Origin of the sequence: Pseudomonas sp. (assembly GCF_030698175.1) — a bacterium.
Lineage (GTDB): Bacteria > Pseudomonadota > Gammaproteobacteria > Pseudomonadales > Pseudomonadaceae > Aquipseudomonas.
This window is the reverse complement of record NZ_JAUYNT010000026.1, coordinates 17,067-36,640: the sequence shown is the minus strand read 5'-3', so window position 1 is coordinate 36,640 and position 19,574 is coordinate 17,067. Positions and strand designations below refer to the sequence as shown.

Annotated in this window: 17 protein-coding genes; 14 read left to right on the top strand and 3 right to left on the bottom strand. The window is 62.2% G+C overall.

The window, feature by feature from the left end; translation table 11 throughout:
* Positions 1–90: 90 nt before the first annotated feature.
* The 3 genes from Q8R10_RS13780 to Q8R10_RS13770 all read right to left on the bottom strand — a co-directional run bounded on the left by Q8R10_RS13780 (position 91) and on the right by Q8R10_RS13770 (position 2,267).
* On the bottom strand, positions 91–462 hold the full coding sequence (locus Q8R10_RS13780; protein ID WP_305654407.1) for a translation initiation factor Sui1: 372 nt from the start codon (positions 460–462) through the stop codon (positions 91–93).
* Positions 463–650: 188 nt separating this feature from the next.
* On the bottom strand, positions 651–1,193 hold the full coding sequence (locus Q8R10_RS13775) for an NUDIX hydrolase (protein ID WP_305654406.1): 543 nt from the start codon (positions 1,191–1,193) through the stop codon (positions 651–653).
* 3 nt (positions 1,194–1,196) lie between these two features.
* Entirely contained in the window at positions 1,197–2,267 is a 1,071-nt protein-coding gene (locus tag Q8R10_RS13770; RefSeq protein WP_305654405.1) for a DUF2333 family protein, read from the bottom strand.
* 282 nt (positions 2,268–2,549) lie between these two features.
* On the opposite strand from Q8R10_RS13770, the gene Q8R10_RS13765 reads away from it, so the two are divergent.
* From Q8R10_RS13765 to purD, 14 genes are all read left to right on the top strand, one after another.
* On the top strand, positions 2,550–4,169 hold the full coding sequence (locus Q8R10_RS13765; RefSeq protein WP_305654404.1) for a PleD family two-component system response regulator: 1,620 nt from the start codon (positions 2,550–2,552) through the stop codon (positions 4,167–4,169).
* Between the two features lie 78 nt (positions 4,170–4,247).
* Positions 4,248–6,209 (top strand): methyl-accepting chemotaxis protein, encoded by a 1,962-nt coding sequence (locus Q8R10_RS13760; RefSeq protein WP_305654403.1) that lies wholly within the window; start codon positions 4,248–4,250, stop codon positions 6,207–6,209.
* A gap of 83 nt (positions 6,210–6,292) precedes the next feature.
* Positions 6,293–7,084 carry an ABC transporter substrate-binding protein gene (locus tag Q8R10_RS13755; RefSeq protein WP_305654402.1) on the top strand — a complete coding sequence of 264 codons (792 nt, stop codon included), beginning with the start codon at positions 6,293–6,295 and terminating at the stop codon, positions 7,082–7,084.
* Positions 7,085–7,236: 152 nt separating this feature from the next.
* A complete protein-coding gene (locus tag Q8R10_RS13750) occupies positions 7,237–9,030 on the top strand; it encodes a protein-disulfide reductase DsbD (RefSeq protein ID WP_305654401.1) in 1,794 nt (597 codons plus the stop codon).
* A 115-nt stretch (positions 9,031–9,145) separates the two neighbouring features.
* Positions 9,146–9,598 carry a type II 3-dehydroquinate dehydratase gene (gene aroQ / locus Q8R10_RS13745; protein ID WP_305654400.1) on the top strand — a complete coding sequence of 151 codons (453 nt, stop codon included), beginning with the start codon at positions 9,146–9,148 and terminating at the stop codon, positions 9,596–9,598.
* Between the two features lie 24 nt (positions 9,599–9,622).
* Positions 9,623–10,081, top strand: a complete 459-nt coding sequence (accB, locus tag Q8R10_RS13740) for an acetyl-CoA carboxylase biotin carboxyl carrier protein (protein WP_305654399.1) — start codon at positions 9,623–9,625, stop codon at positions 10,079–10,081.
* 20 nt (positions 10,082–10,101) lie between these two features.
* Entirely contained in the window at positions 10,102–11,451 is a 1,350-nt protein-coding gene (gene accC, locus Q8R10_RS13735) for an acetyl-CoA carboxylase biotin carboxylase subunit (protein ID WP_305654491.1), read from the top strand.
* A 66-nt stretch (positions 11,452–11,517) separates the two neighbouring features.
* Positions 11,518–12,369, top strand: a complete 852-nt coding sequence (locus Q8R10_RS13730) for an EI24 domain-containing protein (protein WP_305654398.1) — start codon at positions 11,518–11,520, stop codon at positions 12,367–12,369.
* A 34-nt stretch (positions 12,370–12,403) separates the two neighbouring features.
* Entirely contained in the window at positions 12,404–13,282 is an 879-nt protein-coding gene (gene prmA / locus Q8R10_RS13725) for a 50S ribosomal protein L11 methyltransferase (protein ID WP_305654397.1), read from the top strand.
* 114 nt (positions 13,283–13,396) lie between these two features.
* A complete protein-coding gene (locus Q8R10_RS13720) occupies positions 13,397–14,863 on the top strand; it encodes a DUF3426 domain-containing protein (RefSeq protein WP_305654396.1) in 1,467 nt (488 codons plus the stop codon).
* 189 nt (positions 14,864–15,052) lie between these two features.
* A complete protein-coding gene (gene dusB / locus Q8R10_RS13715; protein ID WP_305654395.1) occupies positions 15,053–16,051 on the top strand; it encodes a tRNA dihydrouridine synthase DusB in 999 nt (332 codons plus the stop codon).
* Positions 16,048–16,398, top strand: coding sequence for a DNA-binding transcriptional regulator Fis (gene fis / locus Q8R10_RS13710; protein WP_305654394.1), 351 nt, complete (start codon positions 16,048–16,050; stop codon positions 16,396–16,398). Before dusB ends, fis begins: the two co-directional genes overlap by 4 nt.
* A gap of 78 nt (positions 16,399–16,476) precedes the next feature.
* A complete protein-coding gene (gene purH / locus Q8R10_RS13705) occupies positions 16,477–18,084 on the top strand; it encodes a bifunctional phosphoribosylaminoimidazolecarboxamide formyltransferase/IMP cyclohydrolase (protein ID WP_305654393.1) in 1,608 nt (535 codons plus the stop codon).
* 147 nt (positions 18,085–18,231) lie between these two features.
* On the top strand, positions 18,232–19,521 hold the full coding sequence (purD, locus tag Q8R10_RS13700; protein WP_305654392.1) for a phosphoribosylamine--glycine ligase: 1,290 nt from the start codon (positions 18,232–18,234) through the stop codon (positions 19,519–19,521).
* Positions 19,522–19,574 lie beyond the last annotated feature (53 nt).

Here is a 19,574-nt window from a genome sequence, read left to right as displayed (position 1 = left end):
CGGACATACCCGCAAAAAGCTTAGCGGGTGAACGTGACGGGTATTGACGGACAGATCCGCCGAGAGCAAAAAAGTTTAGCCGGCGCGGGGTTAGCCGCCGGACTTCTTGGCCTTGAAGCCGCGGGCCGTGAGCTCGCTCAGCAGTAACTCGACGTGATCACCCTGAATTTCGATCACCCCCTCCTTGAGGGAGCCACCGCAGCCGCAGCGTTTTTTCAGGGCGGTGGCCAGTGCCGTCAGCGCCTCCAAGGCCAGCGGCACGCCGCTGATGGTGGTCACGGTTTTACCGCCACGGCCTTTGCTTTCGCGGCGCACGCGGGCGATGCCGTCCCCCTCTGGAATCAGCTTTTGTTTGCAGGTGCAGGCGTCCACCGGCTGCTTACAGTCAGGGCAATGCCGGCCGCTGTCGGTGGAGTACACCAAACCGCCGAGGGCGGCAAAGGCTGAGCTTTTCTTGAGCACCAGGGCGGTCCTCGCAGGGCTAGAAAATCGATGAGCCGCGCATGCGCAAAGGCTCGAGGGCGCGCAGTGTAACGGCAAAAAAGCCACTTGCTAATAGCCCTATTGCGCCATTAACCACAGGATTAGCGACCTTTGCTCGAGCGCGTGCAACATCTTGCACGAACACGTGCAGAAATCTGTCACACGCCTTATTTCAGCGGCCGATTGACCAGGTAACGTTGCAGCGCCAACAGCGAGTCTGGGCAATAAAGTTTGTGCGCCACCTCGGCCAGCGCCGCCTCGATGCTGATAAAGCGCGCCTCCAGCACCTCTTCCGGTTGCAAGCGCAGCGGCCCATCGCTGACGGCGGAAAACGCCGTGCACCAGAGCCGGCTTTCCGGCGCGTCGTAGAAGAAGTGAGCGTGCTCAAGCAGTGGCACGTCGGCCACCCCCAACTCCTCTTCCAGCTCACGGGCGGCGGACTCGGCGTAGCTTTCCCCGTCCAGCACCATGCCGCCGGCGGCCACGTCCCAGTAACCGGGGTACAACGCCTTGCTCAGGGTACGGCGGTGCACGCAGATCTCACCGGCGCTGTTGAACAGCAGAATATAACTGCCGCGCCCGATCAGGCCGCGCTGGCGCAACTCCAGACGTGAGACGCCGCCCAGCGGCTGATCGGCCTCATCGACCCAGGCCACCTGTTCGGCATCCGAGGCGGCGCGATGGGCCGCCTCTTGGGCAGAAATCGGCATGCCTTAGCCTTGAGTCAGCAGCGTGCGCAGGTCGATGATCGCAGCGTTGGCCCGCGAGATGTAATTGGCCATCACCAGCGAATGATTGGCCAACACCCCGTAACCGCTGCCGTTGAGAATCATCGGGCTCCAGAGCGGCTCTTGCGCAGCCTCCAGCTCGCGAATGATCTGCCGCACGCTGACGGTGGCGTTTTTCTTCGCCAGTACATCGGCAAAGTCCACCTCGATGGCGCGCAGCAGATGGGACAAAGCCCAGGCCTGACCACGGGCCTCGTAGAAGACGTTGTCGATTTGCAGCCAAGGGGTTTTCACCACCTCCTCACTGAGCTGCGGTGCCTCACCGACGGCAAGCACCGCCGCACCTTTCAGATCGGTATTCAGGCGTACCCGGCCGACACTGGCCGACAACCGCTGCGACAAGGAGCCCAACCGAGTGGCCACATCGCCCAGCCAGTTATTCAGGTTATCGGCACGGGTATAGAACTGCGCATTCGGCTGGCTCGGGTCGGACAAGCGCACCAGGTAGCGATCCAGCGACTTGATGCCTTCGCGGTATTCCTGCTCGGTGGCCGGCAGAGCCCAGCTCTTGTTGTCGAAGTTAAAGCGTGGCTCGGCTTTGGCCAAGTCTGGGTCTTCGGTGGATTGCGACTGCGAACGGGCAAAGTCCTTGCGCAAGGCCCGCGACATATCGCGCACCTGCACCACTACGCCGTATTCCCAACTGGGCATATTGTCGAGCCACAGGCCCGGCGGGGCGAGGTCGTTAGACAGGTAACCGCCGTCTTTGTCGAGCAGGGTCGAGGCTACGGTTTTCAGCGTTTCTACCGTGGTGTAGCCACTGACCAGCGCCCGCTGCGAACGCTCGGCGGCCGCTTGCGCCTGCTGCTGCACCGGGAAAATCCCCGGTTCCTGGCTCCAGTACCAGCCGACCACGCCGGCCACCAGCAGGTACAAACCGAGCAGGCCACCCAGAGCGCGGCTTAGCCAGAGCCCGCCGAAGTAGCTGCGCACATCATCAACCGAGTCATCGACCCTATCGAGCAACTCGGTTTTGCGGTTCTTCCAGTCCAACATGGCGAAGTCCTTCACTGACGAAATGAAATTGTGTGAGCCGGCTCGACTTAACCCTTAGCCGCTCGCGTACTCAGCACTATAAGGGATGCGCGAACCGTTGCGCAGCGCGTCACGGCAAACTTAGTGCGGGTGACGCAGACTGAAGCAATGGAACTAATTTGAGCTCAAAGTAGACAAACGGGTGACGCCAATTGACCGACGGCAGCAATTACGGAATCATCCGTTGCTAGCATAGCGCCATCATCCGTCCCCCCAACCGCAACAGCCAAACGCAAGCAGGCCATGCTCGAGCCAGAAGACCCCAGCAGCGACCGTCTTAAGCACCACTTTGCCCGGCGCGTTATCCACCAAGCGAGGCTGACTCTTGAAGTCTGGCAGCGCCTGCAACGCGGCGCCTGGAATGCCAGCGAGATGGCCGAGCTGGTCGAAAGCAATGTGCTGCTGCTGCGCTACGCCCAGCGCTTTGAGCAGACCGAGCACAGCCAGTTGGCCGAAGGCATTCATAACAGCCTGACGGCGGTGACCGAGAACCACGGCCGCCTCAACAGCGAACTGATCAGCGAGCTCAACCTGCTGATGCAGCGCCTGTCGCGCACCGGCCTGCGCCACAGCGATCAGCTTGAGCAAACCCTGCTGCCGGCACTGCGCAAACCTATCTATATCGCCCTGCAAGACCATCAGCAAGCCGAGCGCTTGAGCCTGCAATTGCAATCCTTTGGTCTGCTGACCCAAGCCTTGGACACCGCCAACGGTTTTCGCGCGGCCATGGCTGAGCGCCACCCGGCGGCGATTATTATCGACATCAATTTTGCCGGCAGTGGCTGCGGTCTGCGCCTGGCCGAAGAGGTGCAAAACAATCGCAGCGAGAAACTGCCGCTGCTGTTTTTCAGCCAGGAAGACACCGACACCGATACCCGCCTGAGCGCCGTGCGCGCCGGCGGCCAGGCGTTTTTTATCGGTTCCCTGGAAGCCTCCAGCCTACTGGAGCGCATCGAGACGCTGACCCACGGCGGCCAGTACGAGCCTTATAAAGTATTGATTGTTGACGACTCCCGCGCCCAAGCCACCTACACCGAGCGCACCCTCAACAGTGCCGGCATCCTGACCCGCACGCTGACCGAACCGGCCAGGGCGATGAGCGAGCTGGCCGAGTTCCAGCCCGACCTGATCATCCTCGACATGTACATGCCCGACTGCAGCGGCACCGAACTGGCCAAGGTGATCCGTCATAACGACCGCTACGTCAGCGTGCCGATTATTTACCTGTCCGCCGAAGACGATCTGGACAAACAGCTGGACGCCATGGGCGAAGGCGGCGACGACTTTTTAACCAAACCGATCAAGCCGCGCCACCTAATTGCCACCGTTCGCCAGCGCGCCGCCCGGGCGCGCCATCTGCACGCGCGAATGGTGCGCGACAGCCTGACCGGGCTGTACAACCACACCCATATTCTGCAGTTGCTCGACGACTCACGCAGCCGCGCCCGGCGCACCGAGCAGCCGTTAAGCTTTGCCATGCTCGACATCGATTTTTTCAAAAAAGTTAACGACACCTATGGCCACCCCATGGGCGACCGGGTGATCAAAAGCCTGGCGATGTTTCTTAAGCAGCGCCTGCGAAAATCCGACCACATCGGCCGTTACGGCGGCGAAGAATTTGCCGTGGTGCTGCCCAACACCGACGCGGCCACGGCCTTGCTGGTGCTGGAAGATATTCGCCAGCGCTTTGCCGAAATACTGCACCCGGCCTACCCGCAGGATTTGTCTTGCACCTTCAGCTGCGGGATCGCCGAACTCACCGACAACGACGACGGCAAAAGCCTCTCCAAACAGGCCGACCAAGCGCTCTACAGCGCCAAGCACGCCGGCCGCAATCGCAGCGCCATCTTCTCCGCCGAGTAGGCCAAGGCCGGTCATAACACTGCAACAAAACCGCAATAGAGTTGCTGGCATTACGCCACTTCGCTTAGCGGGTTCAGCATGCGCCTCAAACAACTGACCAACCTCAATACCCTGCTGCTGATTAGCGTTTGCCTCGGCCTTGGCGTCACCCTCTGGTGGTCGCAGCGGGCGCTTGAGCGACCCTATGTACTGATGGATCGCTACCTGAGCCTGGCGCAAGATTTTCAGCATAAGGTGGCGCAGAACATTCAGGACTACCTTGCCAGCGGCGACGCCTTACGCCACAGCGCCGCCAGCCAGGCCATCGACAACCTCGAACAACAGCTCAACGAGCTACCGCCGCAACTCGGCGAGCAACTGCGCCCGAGCCTGAGCGAACTGCGTGAATTCACCGGCAACCAACTGCTCGCCGCCGGCAAACTGGCCGGCGACCCGCAAGCTTTGCTACTGCAGGCCGAGCGGGAGATGGCCGACAATCTGCAGCTGCTCAGCCAGTACGCCGATCAAGCCGGCGGCACTGGCGCCGACTATTCAGCACCGTTATTGCAAGCCGCCCAGCAACTGACGCGCCTCAGTCATGCCCGCGGCAAACTGGTCAGCAGCGGGCGCAGCGAGTTGCGCACTGAAGTCGAGCGCGAGCTGGGGCTGCTTGGCGTCCAGGCCGAACGACTGAATGCCTTGCCGCTGCTCGGCGTGACGGCCAGCCAGGAGTCGAGCAGCACCAGCTTCGGCGCGCTGCTGGGTCTAGAGGCAGAGGTCGAGCAGCAGGCCGCAGAAGACCAGGGCATCGCCCTTAAACGCGAGCTCAGCAGCTTGCTGAAACGCTACCCGGCAGAGCTGGCTCGCACCGGCGAGCTGATCGAGCAACGCCAACAACTGGCCATCCACACCCAAGCCAAGGTCGCGGCCCTGCAGCAGGCACTGGCCGCGCTGGAGCCGGCGGTACGTACTGAGCACGGTCGTATTCAACGTCAGGTGCAGTGGGTGCAAGGGCTGATGATCGGGCTGATTTTGCTGATCGCCTTGCTGATCGACAGCATTCAACGCAGCCTGACCAATGTGCTTAACCGCCTGGTGCCGGCCTTGTCTGCCTGGGCGGCGGGCGACTTCAGCGTGGCGATCAAACTCAATCCGCGCACCCGCGAGTTGCGCGACATCGAAGAATCACTGAACCGCCTGCGGGCCTATCTGGTCGACTTGGTCGGCACCATTCGCGGACACGCCGAGCAAGTGGCCGGCAGCAGCCGCACCCTGGCCGATTTAAGCGGCGGCCTGCACAGCGGCGCCGAACGCCAGGCCGGCGACAGTGCGCAGATACGCGATGCGCTCGGCGAGCTGGAAGGCAGCATCTTGCAGGTCGCCGATGATGCCAGCCAAGCCGCCAGCGCCAGCCGCGCGGCCGGCCGCGCCGTCGAACAAGGGCAAACCGTGATTGGCCAGAGCCTCACCGGGCTGTATGGACTGGTCGGCGAAGTACGCGGCAACGCCCAGGCCATCGAACACCTGGCGGAAGAAACCGCCACCATCGGCAAGGTGCTGACGGTGATCCGCGGGATTGCCGACCAGACCAACCTGCTGGCCCTGAATGCCGCCATCGAAGCCGCTCGCGCCGGCGAGATGGGGCGCGGCTTTGCGGTGGTGGCTGAAGAGGTACGCTCGCTGGCGCTGCGTACCAGCGGCGCCACCGAAGAAATCCAGCAGCTGATTGCCCGCCTGCAGCAAGCCGCGCACAAGTCGCTGGAGGCCATGCGCAGCCAGGTCGGTCACGCCGAAACCACCGCCAGCCAAGCCACTGCCGCCGACAGTGCGCTGGTCGAAATAGTCGCCGCCATCCACACCATCGCCAATATGGCCGAACGCATTGCCGGCGCCACCGCCCAGCAAAGCGGCGCGGTCAGCGAGATTCGCGGCCACAGCGAACGCATCCACATACTCGGCGGCGACAATCTGCAGCGCATCGGCCAAGGCCGACAGCAGGGCGAGAATTTGCTCAAACTGGGTGGGCAGCTGCATACCGCCGTGCAGGCGTTTCGGGTTTAGGCTGCGCCGGCAAAGGTCCAGGTCGCCGTGCTCTGGCGCTGATCTACACTGAAATCAGCAAAGTAAGAGCCATGGAGAACCTTGTGCGAATTGCCATTCTAGTGCTGTGTGCACTGCTGAGCCTGCCCGCCCGCGCCAGCACATTGCTGGTCGCCCTGGAGGAAGCCAATAACGCGCCCTTCGAGTTTGTCGATTCGAACGGCCAACTGACCGGCTTTCATGTCGAACTTATTCGCGCGGTGAGCAGCCGCCTGGGCTGGACATTGGAGTTCGAACGTTATCCGTGGAAACGGGCAATACTGGCCTTGGAGCTCGGCGAAGTGCAGGCCGTCAGCTTCGTTGCCAAAAACCCCGAGCGCGAGGCCTTTGCGCTATTTCTACCCGGCAACCCGCTTCACGTCTCGCGCAACACCCTCTATATCAAGCGCTCGCGCGCCGGCGAAATCCACTATCTGCCGGATCTCGAGCAAATGGCCCGGCGCTGGCGTTTGGCTTCGCCATCCGGCTACTACATCAGCGAAGAAGTCAACGCGATGATCGCCAACGGCATGCCTATCGCACAGCCGACGGTCACCCAGAGCCACCTGTTTTCCATGCTGATCGCCGAACGCTACGATGCGATTTTTGGGTTCCCGTACTCTCTGAGCAGTGCCAGCGCCAATATCCCCAACCTCGACCAACAGGTGCAGCGCCTGGATGGCGCCCTGATCTCCGGTGCGTCCATGTACCTGGCCTTCTCCCGCGCGGCACCCGCCCAGCTGGCGGAAGACTTTGCCAAGGCGTACCAGCTGTTTCGCCAAGACCCAGCCTATGCGGCCCTGGCGCAGCGCTTCGAGGTAACCGAACTACTCCCCAAACCGGGCGAATTTAAATAAACAATAAGCCTGCAGTTGTTCAGCAATGGCGGGACCGCTAAGCAATAACCGCGCAACAACACGCAACAAAGCGCTCAGCCAGTGGCACGCTAGCGCTGCCGTATCGCCGCCCGCTCCGCTATGATGGCCCATCCTCGCCGAACGAGATGTCCATGCGCCGCCTGCTGAGTTTGATTCTGCTATTACTGGCCTTGCCGGCCAGCGCCGGACTGTTAGATGCACGCCCCAACCCGGCATTTGGCGCCGCGCTGAATAACAGCAGCGATTTCCTGCCGGTGCGCGAGGCCTTTCGCCTCGACCTGATCGAGCACACGCCGACCGCCATCAAGCTGCAATTTATCGCCGCCGACGGCTACTACCTGTATCGCCACCGCTTTCAGTTTCGTAGCGACTCGCCCGAGGTCCAACTGGGCGCGGCGCAACTGCCGGCCGGCACGCCGAAGACCGATGAGTACTTCGGTGCAGTGGAGGTGTATCACGGCGTACTCGATGTCGAACTGCCGCTGAACAATCCGCGCAAGCGGCCCTTTAACCTGCAAGTCACCTATCAAGGCTGCGCCGACAAAGGCCTGTGCTATCCGCCGGAAACCCAAAGCTTCTCGATCAACAGCGACGCGAACGGCAACGCCACTGAACTGACCCAGCCCGAGGCCGCCGCCAGCCAAACCCCAAAAGCCTGGAGCTGGCGCGAACTGGCATTGTTTTTTCTCGCCGGACTCGGCCTGACCTTCACCCCCTGCGTGCTGCCGATGTTGCCGATTCTGTCCGGCGTGGTGCTGCGCGGCCAAGTCGGCGGCATGCGCGGCTTTAGCTTGTCGCTGGCCTATGTGCTGTCGATGGCCGCCTGCTTTGCCTTGCTCGGCGCGCTAATGGGCGTGTTTGGCGCCGAACTGAATCTACAGGCCCGGCTGCAATCACCCTGGGTGCTGGTGCCTTTCGCGCTGTTTTTCGGCCTGTTTGCCCTGGCGATGTTCGGAGTTTATGAGTTGCGCCTGCCGCATATCATCAGCGACCGCCTCGACCGTCTGGCCGGCAATACCCGTGGTGGCTCGCTGTGGGGCGCGGCGATGCTCGGGGTGCTGTCGAGCCTGCTGGTTTCGCCTTGCGTGTCGGCACCCCTGGCCGGCGCGCTGCTGTATATCAGCAGCAGTGGCGATGCCCTCGGCGGCGGTCTCAAGCTGTTTGTGCTGGGCTTAGGCATGGGCACACCGATGCTACTGTTTGCCACCGGCGGCGGCGCCCTGCTACCGAAAAGCGGTAATTGGATGGTCACGGTACGCAACACCTTTGGCGTGCTGCTGCTGGCCGTGGCGATATGGATGCTCGACCGGGTGCTGCCGGCGCCACTGACCCTGGCACTGTGGGGCGTACTGGCGGCTGGCGTGGCGCTGTATTTGGGCGCCCTGGAGTTCACGGTAAAAACCCACCGGCAAAAGCTCAGCCAACTCGGCGGACTGATCTTGCTGGTCTACGCCCTGGCCAGTTGGGTCGGCGCCCTGCAAGGGCAAACCGATCCGCTGCGGCCACTGGGGACAATATCCACATCCAGCACGACAACACAAAGCTCAAGCGCTCACGGCGACTGGCAAACCATCAGCTCCGCAGCCGATCTGCAGCAAGCCTTGGCGGCGGCCAAAGCCGCCCAGCAGCCAGTGCTGCTCGACTGGTACGCCGACTGGTGCATCAGCTGCAAGGTGATCGAGCGCGAAGTGCTCAGCAACGCCGAGGTGGTAAGCGCCTTGGCCGGCTACCGGCTGATTCGCTTCGACATCACCGCCAGCAATCCCGAACAACGGGCCTTGCTCACCCGCTACCAATTGTTTGGCCCACCGGCGCTGCTGTTTTTTACCCCTAAGGGTGACGAGCACCTGGCGTTGCGTGTCGTAGGTGAGATCGACGCGGCCGACTTTGCCGCTCGCGTGCGCAGCGCCAATGCGCTGAATTAAGCATTAGCATCGCGCAATTGTCTTAAAAAACCGGCATCGTGCGGGCTACTACCGACAACTGGACAGACTGCGGCGCATTCGGCATAGTCGCCCCAGCTAAGCAAAGGACAACACTATGGCCACCTTACTGGTGCTGCACGGCCCCAATCTGAACCTCTTGGGCACCCGCGAACCCGGCGTCTACGGCGCCACCACCTTGGAGCAGATCAATCTGGACCTTGAGCGGCGCGCCCGCGAAGCCGGTCATCATCTGCTCTATCTGCAAAGCAACGCCGAGTACGAATTGATTGAGCGCATCCATGCCGCACGCAACGAAGGCGTGGACTTCATTCTGTTCAATCCGGCGGCCTTCACCCATACCAGCGTCGCATTACGTGACGCGCTGCTGGCGGTGAGCATCCCATTCATCGAAGTGCACCTTTCAAACGTGCATAAACGCGAAGCTTTCCGTCATCACTCCTACTTTTCTGATGTTGCCGTAGGGGTGATTTGCGGTCTGGGCGCCAGCGGTTACCGCTTGGCCCTGGACGCGGCGCTTGAGCACATAGAACAAAATAAACGCCCCTGACCTGACATTGGGAGTTGCTGCTAGATGGATATCCGTAAAGTTAAGAAGCTGATTGAACTGCTGGAAGAGTCCGGCATTGATGAGCTCGAAATCCGCGAAGGCGAAGAGTCCGTGCGCATCAGCCGGCACAGCAAACAGCCGACCTACGCGCAACCTATGTACGCCCAGGCGCCCGCGCCAGCACCAGTTGCCGCCGCGCCTGTGGCTGCCGCAGTAGCCGAGGTGGTTGCCAGCGCCCCGAAAATGAACGGCCAGGCGGCCCGTTCGCCGATGGTCGGCACCTTCTACCGCACCCCAGGCCCGGCTTCACCGGCGTTCGTGGAAATCGGTCAAAGCGTGAAAAAAGGCGACATTCTTTGCATCGTTGAAGCGATGAAAATGATGAACCACATCGAAGCCGAAACCAGCGGTGTGATCGAATCCATCTTGGTGGAAAACGGCCAACCGGTGGAATACGACCAACCGCTGTTCACCATCGTTTGATGCGCGGAGAGCCGGCAATGTTGTTGCAAAAAGTCCTGATCGCCAATCGCGGCGAAATTGCCCTGCGCATCCTGCGGGCCTGCAAAGAGATGGGCATCAAAACCGTCGCGGTGTACTCCACCGCCGACCGTGATTTGATGCACCTCGGCCTCGCTGACGAAACCGTCTGCATTGGCCCGGCCCCAGCGTCTCAGTCATACCTGCAGATTCCGGCCATTATTGCCGCCGCAGAAGTGACCGGCGCTACGGCCATTCACCCAGGCTATGGCTTTTTGGCGGAAAACGCCGATTTTGCCGAGCAAGTGGAGAACTCCGGCTTTGCCTTTATCGGACCCAAAGCCGAGACCATTCGTCTGATGGGCGACAAGGTTTCCGCCAAGCACGCCATGAAGCTGGCCGGCGTGCCGACCGTGCCTGGCTCCGACGGCCCGCTGCCGGAAGACGAAGAAACCGCCTTGGCGATTGGCCGTGAAGTCGGCTACCCGGTGATCATCAAAGCCGCTGGCGGCGGCGGTGGTCGCGGCATGCGCGTGGTGCACAACGAAGAAGAGCTGATCAAGTCGGCGCAACTGACACGCACCGAAGCCGGCGCCTACTTTGGCAACTCGATGGTGTATTTGGAGAAATTCCTCACCAATCCGCGCCACGTAGAAGTCCAGGTGCTGTCAGACGGCCAGGGCAACGCCATTCACCTGGGTGATCGCGACTGCTCACTGCAGCGCCGCCACCAGAAGGTTCTGGAAGAAGCGCCCGCACCGGGCATCGACGAAAAAGCCCGGCAAGAAGTCTTGGCCCGCTGCGTCAAGGCCTGCATCGACATCGGTTACCGCGGCGCCGGCACCTTCGAGTTCCTCTACGAAAACGGCAGCTTTTACTTTATCGAGATGAACACCCGCGTTCAGGTTGAGCATCCGGTGTCGGAAATGGTCACCGGCGTCGATATCGTCAAGGAGATGCTCAGCATCGCCGCTGGCAACAAACTTTCGCTCAGCCAAAAAGACGTGATCATTCGCGGCCACTCGCTGGAGTGCCGGATCAACGCCGAAGACCCCGCTACCTTTATGCCCTGCCCTGGCCTGGTGAAGCATTTCCACGCTCCTGGCGGCAATGGCGTGCGGGTCGACTCGCACCTGTACAGCGGCTACCGGGTACCGCCGAACTACGACTCGTTGATCGGCAAGCTGATCACCTACGGCGCCACCCGCGATGAAGCGCTGGCGCGGATGCGTAATGCGCTGGACGAAATCGTCGTCGACGGGATCAAAACTAATATCCCGCTGCACCGCGACCTGGTTCGCGACAAGGGTTTCTGCAAGGGCGGTGTCAACATTCACTACCTGGAAAAGAAACTCGGCATGGACAAGCACTAAGCTTGACCCGCCAACCCAAAAGGGCCGCATAACGCGGCCCTTTTTCATTTTACAAGGACGTCCACAATGAGCCTCAAGACCCGCCTGCAAGCCATCGCCAACGCGTTCGGCGAAGCCTTCACCTGCTTAGGCTTAGCCCTGCGCGACAGCCTGCGGCCCGGCATCCTGCTGCGCTCCAGCGGCCTGTGCTTGCTGGCGTTCGGCGTCTGGAGCTGGGTGTTCTATAGCTATTTCGAGCAAATCGCCACGCTCGCCGGGTGGATTTCCTTTGTCGTCATCTACGGCGGCGCCGCGCTGGGTCTGATCCCCAGCCTCGCGGGCGGCAGTGGCGGCGGTATGGGCGGCATAGCCGGAGCACTGGCGATGCTGATTCTGTATGTGGCCGCGCTGACCTTGGTGATGCTGGTGACCCTGTATGCCGGCGTCATCGTCCTGAGCATTCGCCTGGCGCTGCCATGGCTGTTGATGGACGCTCTGCGCAGCCGCAGCCTGCGCCATTACCCAGCGCTGGCCGGACGCAGCCCCGCGCCCACCGAACTGCTGCGCGGCCTGCGCTACCGTCTCGGCCCCTGGCTGGGGATCACCGCCGGCCTGCTGCTGTGCCTGCTGATCCCGCTGGTCAATGGCCTGCTGGTGCTGATTCTGTTGGCCTACCTGAACGTGCGCTTTCTGGTCCCGCCGGCCTTGTCGCGCTTGGCCAGCGGCGCGGAGCAACTGGGAGCCATCAACCAGCAACGCGGCGCGATGGCCGCCTTCGGCCTGCTGATGTTCCTGCTGGCGCTGGTGCCGGTGCTCAACCTGCTGCTGCCGGCGCTGCTGGCGGGCGGCGCCTGTCACCTGGCCTACCGCGGGCTCGACCGCTCGCACCGCCCGGCTGGCGTGACACCGGCGCCTCAAGTAAGCTTGCCGGCCGGTTAAAAAGCCGTTTTTTCGTGTCTTCGAGGTTACCGTTATGCCCTGGTTACAAGTCCGTCTCGCCATCAGCCCAGAACAGGCCGAGACTTACGAAGATGCGCTGCTCAACGTCGGCGCCGTCTCGGTAACCTTTATGGACGCCGAAGATCAGCCGATCTTCGAGCCGGACCTGGGCACCACGCCACTCTGGTCGCACACCCACTTGCTGGCCCTGTTTGAAGACGGCACCGACGCTGCGCAACTGCTCGCCCACCTGGAGCTACTGACCGGCGCGCCATTGCCGCAGCATCACACTGAAGTGCTGGCCGACCAGGACTGGGAACGCAGCTGGATGGACAACTTCCACCCCATGCGTTTTGGTCAACGCCTGTGGATAGTGCCAAGCTGGCACGCCGCCCCCGAACCCGACGCGGTCAATCTGCTGCTCGATCCGGGCCTGGCCTTCGGCACCGGCACCCACCCGACCACCGCGCTGTGCCTGGAATGGCTCGACGGTCAGGACTTAACCGACTGCAATCTGCTGGACTTTGGCTGCGGCTCGGGGATTTTGGCCATCGCCGCCCTGCTGCTCGGCGCCAAACAGGCGGTCGGCACCGACATCGACTACCAGGCCATCGAAGCGTCGCGCGACAACGCCGAGCGCAACGGCATCGACGCCAGCCGCTTCCCGCTGTACTTGCCCGAGGATCTGCCCGCAGTGCAGGCCGACGTGGTGGTCGCCAATATTCTCGCCGGCCCTTTGGTCGCGCTGGCGCCGCAGCTGATCAGCCTGGTCAAGTCGGGTGGCCGCCTGGCACTGTCGGGCATCCTTGCCGAACAAGGTGAGGACGTGGCTGCGGCCTACGCCGAAGCTTTCGAGCTTGATCCACTGTGCATACGCGATGGCTGGGTACGCATCAGCGGCCGCCGCCGCTAACAGGCGAAGCACCCAATAGCTGCAAATGCCCGCATAACCAAGCGCAGCAGCTTTCACAGCTACTGGCCTGCGGGCTTAGGTTAAACTAGCGCCTTGTTTCGCACGGACCGCCGCATGATCGACAGCTTTGTCACCCAATGCCCGCAATGCCGCACCAGCTTTCGCGTTAGCCGCGCGCAGTTGGGCGCCGCCCATGGCGCAGTCCGCTGCGGCGCCTGCCTGCACGTGTTCAATGCTGCCCAGCAACTGCTTAGCGAACAGCCGGCACTGGTTAAAGCCGCGCCCGCTGCCACGCCCAGCCCGCGCCCAAGCAGCAGCGCCAGCCCACAGCCCGTGCAACCCAGCGTCAGGCCGGCCGCCGCACCTAGTGCAGCCAGCATCTCGGCGCAGGCGACACCGGCCGGCAAACAGCCGAGCGAAACCCTGTGGATTCACGATGACCTGGACCTGGACAGCCTTGATCTCGACGAGGCACTGGCCAAACTGGAGGAGCAAGAGCACCAGCTCTCCCAAGAGTTTCTCGCCCTCGAACGCGCGCCTTTGCCGGCCGAGCGCTTTCTCACCACCCGCGAAGCAAGCAAGCCCTACGACGACGACTGGGCAGAAAAGCTGCTCAGCAATGATCCCCCCAGCCGTCCAGTAACGCCGGCGCCATCCGCAGCGGCTAGTCGCAATCTGAGCAGCCCTGCGGCTGTTGTGCCGCCGCCAGCCCAGCCGATCTCAGCAGCGCCGGCAACGCCTGAATCTGCGCCAGCGGCAGCCAAACCCGAGCCGCCCCCCGAAGCCGCCGCCAAGGCTGCCGAGCCGACCATTGCCGGCACTTACGCGTTTCTCACCGACAGCTCAACCCTGGAACTCGACACGGCCGACCAGCAGCAGGACCAAGACTCGACACCGCTGCGGGCCGAGCGCAACGAGCCAAGCTTCGACGACAGCGCTGCCGACGACGAGCAAGAGCAGCAGCAAGCGCCAAGCGCCGACGAAGAAATCGGCGATGCGCAATACCACAACGTGCGCCATGAGCCGCAGCTGCGCAACGAAGGTCTGTTCAACCTGGCCCAAGAACCCCTACAACTCGACTGGCGCAAACCGAACAAACCCTGGGGCCGCAAGCTCGCCTGGCTAGTGATCAATCTGCTGGCAGTGGCCGCCCTGGGCACGCAATACGTCAGCTATCACTTCGCCGAGCTGGCGCGACAAGATCAATACCGCCCCTGGTTTGCCGAGTTCTGCCCGAGCATCGGCTGCAAGCTGCCGTCCAAGGTCGAGATCAGCCTGATCAAGAGCAGCAACCTGGTGGTGCGCAGCCATCCCGAGTTCACCGGCGCCCTGGTGGTCGACGCGATTCTGTACAACCGCGCGGCATTTTCGCAGCCCTTCCCGCTGCTGGAACTGCGCTTCGCCGACCTGAATGGCAAGCTGCTGGCCAGCCGCAGTTTCAAGCCCAGTGAATACCTGGCCGGCGAGCTGGCTGGCCAGGCGGAAATGCCGCCGCAGACGCCGATCCACATCTCCCTGGACATCCTCGACCCCGGTACCAAGGCCGTGAACTACAGCCTGAGCTTCCACTCGCCCGAGTAACGCCAGGCCGCGCGAAACACCGTGCAGGCGCCGACTCTCGGGCGCCTGCAGCGCCATCCAAACTCTTCGCTATAAGCCCGCAACTGCTCATATTTTGTTCAAGTCAGTCTTTAACCTGACACCGAGAGCGGGTATCATGCCAACCCTTTTTCGCACTCTCACCGATCCAGCCAACTGCAGGGAAGACCCATGTCGGCGGTACGCATCGGCCCGTATACATTGCCTAATCAGCTGATTCTCGCGCCCATGGCCGGAGTCACGGATCAGCCATTTCGCCAGCTTTGTCAGCGCCTGGGTGCCGGCTTGGTAGTGTCCGAGATGGTCACCAGCGATGTGCGCCTATGGAACACGCGAAAATCGAGCCTGCGCATGATCCATAGCGGCGATGCCGAACCCCGCTCGGTGCAGATCGCCGGCGGCGATGCGCAGATGCTCGCAGAAGCGGCGCGGCGGAATGTCGAAATGGGCGCACAGATTATTGATATCAACATGGGTTGCCCGGCCAAAAAAGTCTGCAACAAGGCCGCTGGCTCCGCGCTGATGAAGGATGAAAGCCTGGTCGCCGAGATTCTTCAGGCGGTGGTCGCTGCCGTGACGGTGCCGGTGACCCTGAAGATCCGCACCGGCTGGGACCGCGAGCACAAGAACGGCATCAACATCGCCAAGATCGCCGAACAGAGCGGCATTAGCGCCCTGGCCGTGCATGGCCGCACCCGCGCCGACCTGTACACAGGTGATGCGGAGTACGAAACCATCGCCGCGATCAAGCAGGCCGTGTCGATTCCGGTATTCGCCAACGGAGATATCGACTCGCCCGAGAAGGCCCGTCAAGTGTTGGCCGCCACCGGTGTCGACGGCTTACTGATTGGCCGCGCGGCCCAAGGACGACCATGGATCTTTCGCGAAATCGCGCATTTTCTGGCCACCGGCGCGCAACTGGCGCCGCCCAGCTTGCAGGAAGTGGAACAGATTTTATTGCAACACCTGGCCGCGCTGCACGCCTTCTATGGCGAGGTGATGGGCCCACGTATCGCCCGCAAGCATGTCGGCTGGTACCTGGCCACCTTGCCTTGCGCGCGGGAGTTTCGTAGCCAGTTCAACCGTTTAGAAACAACCGAAGCGCAGCACGTCAGCGTTCAAAAGTTTTTTATTGAGTGCCATAACCACGCAGAAGGGGCGGCAGCATGAACACCATTACCGAGCATTTCCTTAACGGAGAAGGCTTTGATGAAACACGTTTTAACGGGGCAACTGCGGTGAGCGACAACGTAAATCTTAAGCAGCACCTGAATACCCCGAGCGCTGAAGGCCAGACCCTGCGCGGCAATGTCGAGCGGGCGCTGCACAACTATTTCTCGCGACTGGAAGGCGCCGACGTCACCGACGTGTACAACCTGGTGCTGTCGGAAGTCGAAGCGCCCTTGCTGGAAACCGTGATGAACTACGTCAAGGGCAACCAGACCAAGGCCTCCGAGCTGCTGGGTCTGAATCGCGGCACCCTGCGCAAGAAGCTCAAGCAGTACGACCTGCTGTAAACCCAGATTAAATCAAAAGGGCGACCGCCAACGGTCGCCCTTTTTGCTTACCCCTCTCTACGCCTGATGGAAAACACCATGACCGACCAGACCACACGCCTCCCTGTCCGCCGCGCCCTGATCAGCGTCTCCGACAAGACCGGCATCCTCGAATTCGCCCGTGAACTGGTTGAGCTTGGCGTGGAAATCCTCTCCACCGGCGGCACCTTCAAGCTGCTGCAAGACAATGGCGTGGCGGCGGTGGAAGTGGCCGACTACACCGGCTTCGCGGAAATGATGGACGGCCGGGTGAAGACCCTGCACCCGAAAATCCACGGCGGCATCCTCGGTCGTCGCGGCATCGACGACGCCATTATGGCCGAGCACGGCATTCGCCCGATTGACCTGGTCGCGGTGAACCTTTATCCGTTCGCCGCCACCATCGCCAAACCCGGTTGCGACCTGCCGACCGCGATTGAAAACATCGATATCGGCGGCCCGACCATGGTCCGCTCGGCCGCCAAAAACCACAAAGACGTGGCTATCGTGGTGAATGCCTGCGACTACGCCAGCGTGCTGGCCAGCCTGAAAAATGGCGGCCTGACCTACGCCGAGCGCTTCGCCCTGATGCTCAAAGCCTTCGAGCACACCGCTGCCTACGACGGCATGATCGCCAACTACCTGGGCACCATCGACCAGGCAGCCGAGACGCTGAGCACCGAAGGCCGCAGCGCCTTCCCGCAGACCTTCAACAGCCAGTTCATCAAAGCGCAGGAAATGCGTTACGGCGAGAACCCGCACCAGAGCGCGGCCTTCTATGTTGAGGCGCAAAAAGGCGAAGCCTGCATCGCCACCGCCGTACAACTACAAGGCAAGGAACTGTCGTTCAACAACGTGGCCGACACCGACGCCGCCCTTGAGTGCGTAAAAAGCTTCGTCAAGCCGGCCTGTGTGATCGTCAAACACGCCAACCCGTGCGGCGTGGCCGTGGCCCTCGATAGCGAAGGCGGCATCCGCCAAGCGTATGAGCTGGCCTACGCCACCGACACCGAGTCGGCCTTCGGCGGCATCATCGCCTTCAACCGCGAACTGGACGCCGCCACCGCCCAGGCCATCGTCGACCGTCAATTTGTCGAAGTAATCATCGCGCCAAAAATCAGCTTGGAGGCCCGTGCCGTGGTCGCCGCCAAAGCTAACGTGCGCTTGCTGGAATGTGGCGAGTGGGCCGCCGAGCGCAGCGCCGCCTGGGACTTCAAGCGGGTCAACGGCGGTCTGCTGGTACAGAGCCGCGACATCGGCATGATCAAGGCAGAAGACCTGAAGATCGTTACCCAGCGCGCACCGACCGAGCAGGAAATCCACGACCTGATCTTCGCCTGGAAAGTGGCTAAATACGTTAAATCCAACGCCATTGTCTACGCCAAGAACCGCCAGACCATCGGCGTCGGCGCCGGCCAGATGAGCCGGGTTAACTCGGCGCGGATCGCCGCGATCAAGGCTGAGCACGCCGGCCTGCAAGTCGCCGGATCGGTGATGGCATCGGATGCCTTCTTCCCGTTCCGCGACGGCCTGGACAACGCCGCCAAGAACGGCATCACCGCGGTGATTCAACCGGGCGGTTCGATGCGCGATGCGGAAGTGATAGCCGCCGCCGACGAAGCCAATATCGCCATGGTATTCACCGGCATGCGTCATTTCCGTCACTAATAGCGGCCCGGTGGTGGACAACTTCGGTTGTCCACCCTACGCCAGCGCCGTAACCCGGATGCACTCCGGGACCGTTTTGTAGGGTGGGAAACTGCGCAGCATTTCCCACCAAAAGGGCCAAGGCCCAGCCTCCCTAAGGAGACCGACATGAATATATTGATCATCGGCAGCGGCGGACGTGAACACGCCCTGGCTTGGAAAGTCGCGCAAGACCCGCGCATCGTTAAAGTCTTCGTCGCGCCCGGCAACGCCGGCACCGCCACTGAAGCCAAGTGCGAGAACGTCGCCATCGACGTGCTGGCCCTGGAGCAGCTGGCCGATTTCGCCGCCGCCAACGTCAGCCTGACCATAGTCGGCCCGGAAGTGCCGTTGGTGGCTGGTGTGGTTGATCTGTTCCGCAGTCGCAATTTGCGCTGCTTCGGCCCGACTAAGGGCGCGGCGCAGCTGGAAGGCTCCAAGGCCTTCACCAAGGACTTCCTGGCCCGGCATAACATCCCCACCGCCGATTACCAGAACTTCACCGAAGTCGAGCCGGCCCTGGCCTACCTGCAGAAAGTCGGCGCGCCGATCGTGATCAAGGCCGACGGCCTGGCCGCCGGTAAAGGCGTGATAGTCGCCATGACCCTGATTGAAGCCGAAGACGCAGTGCGCGACATGCTCGCCGGCAATGCCTTCGGTGAAGCCGGTTCGCGGGTGGTGATCGAGGAGTTCCTCGACGGCGAAGAAGCCAGCTTTATCGTCATGGTCGACGGCAAAAACGTCTTGCCGATGGCCACCAGCCAGGACCACAAGCGCGTCGGCAATGCCGACAGCGGCCCAAACACCGGCGGCATGGGCGCCTATTCGCCAGCCCCGGTGGTCACCCCCGCCGTGCATCAGCGGGTGATGGACGAAGTGATCTGGCCGACTGTTAAAGGCATGGCCAGCGAGGGCAATGTCTACACCGGTTTTCTGTATGCCGGGCTGATGATCGACAAAGCCGGCAACCCGAAAGTGATCGAGTTCAACTGCCGCTTCGGCGACCCCGAGACCCAGCCGGTGATGTTGCGCTTGCAGTCGTCCTTGGTGCTGCTGATCGAAGCCGCCGAAGCCCAGGCCCTGGACAAGGTTGAAGCCCAGTGGGACCCACGGCCAAGTCTGGGCGTGGTACTGGCCGCCGGCGGCTACCCGGCCGACTATGCCAAGGGCGATGTGATTAACGGTCTGGAAAACGCCGCGGCCTTGCCGGGTAAAGTGTTCCACGCCGGCACCGCATTGCAGGACGGTCAGATAGTCACCAGCGGTGGCCGGGTACTCTGCGCCACCGGCATGGGCGACAGCGTGTTGGCCGCCCAGCAGCAGGCTTATGCGCTCGCCGAGCAGATCAGCTGGAAGGGTTGTTTCTACCGCGACGACATCGGTTATCGCGCCATCGCCCGCGAGCGCGGCGAAGACTAATAAGCATCGACCTGCAGGCCCGCGACAGGCTGTCTGTTGCGGGCTAGCATCGA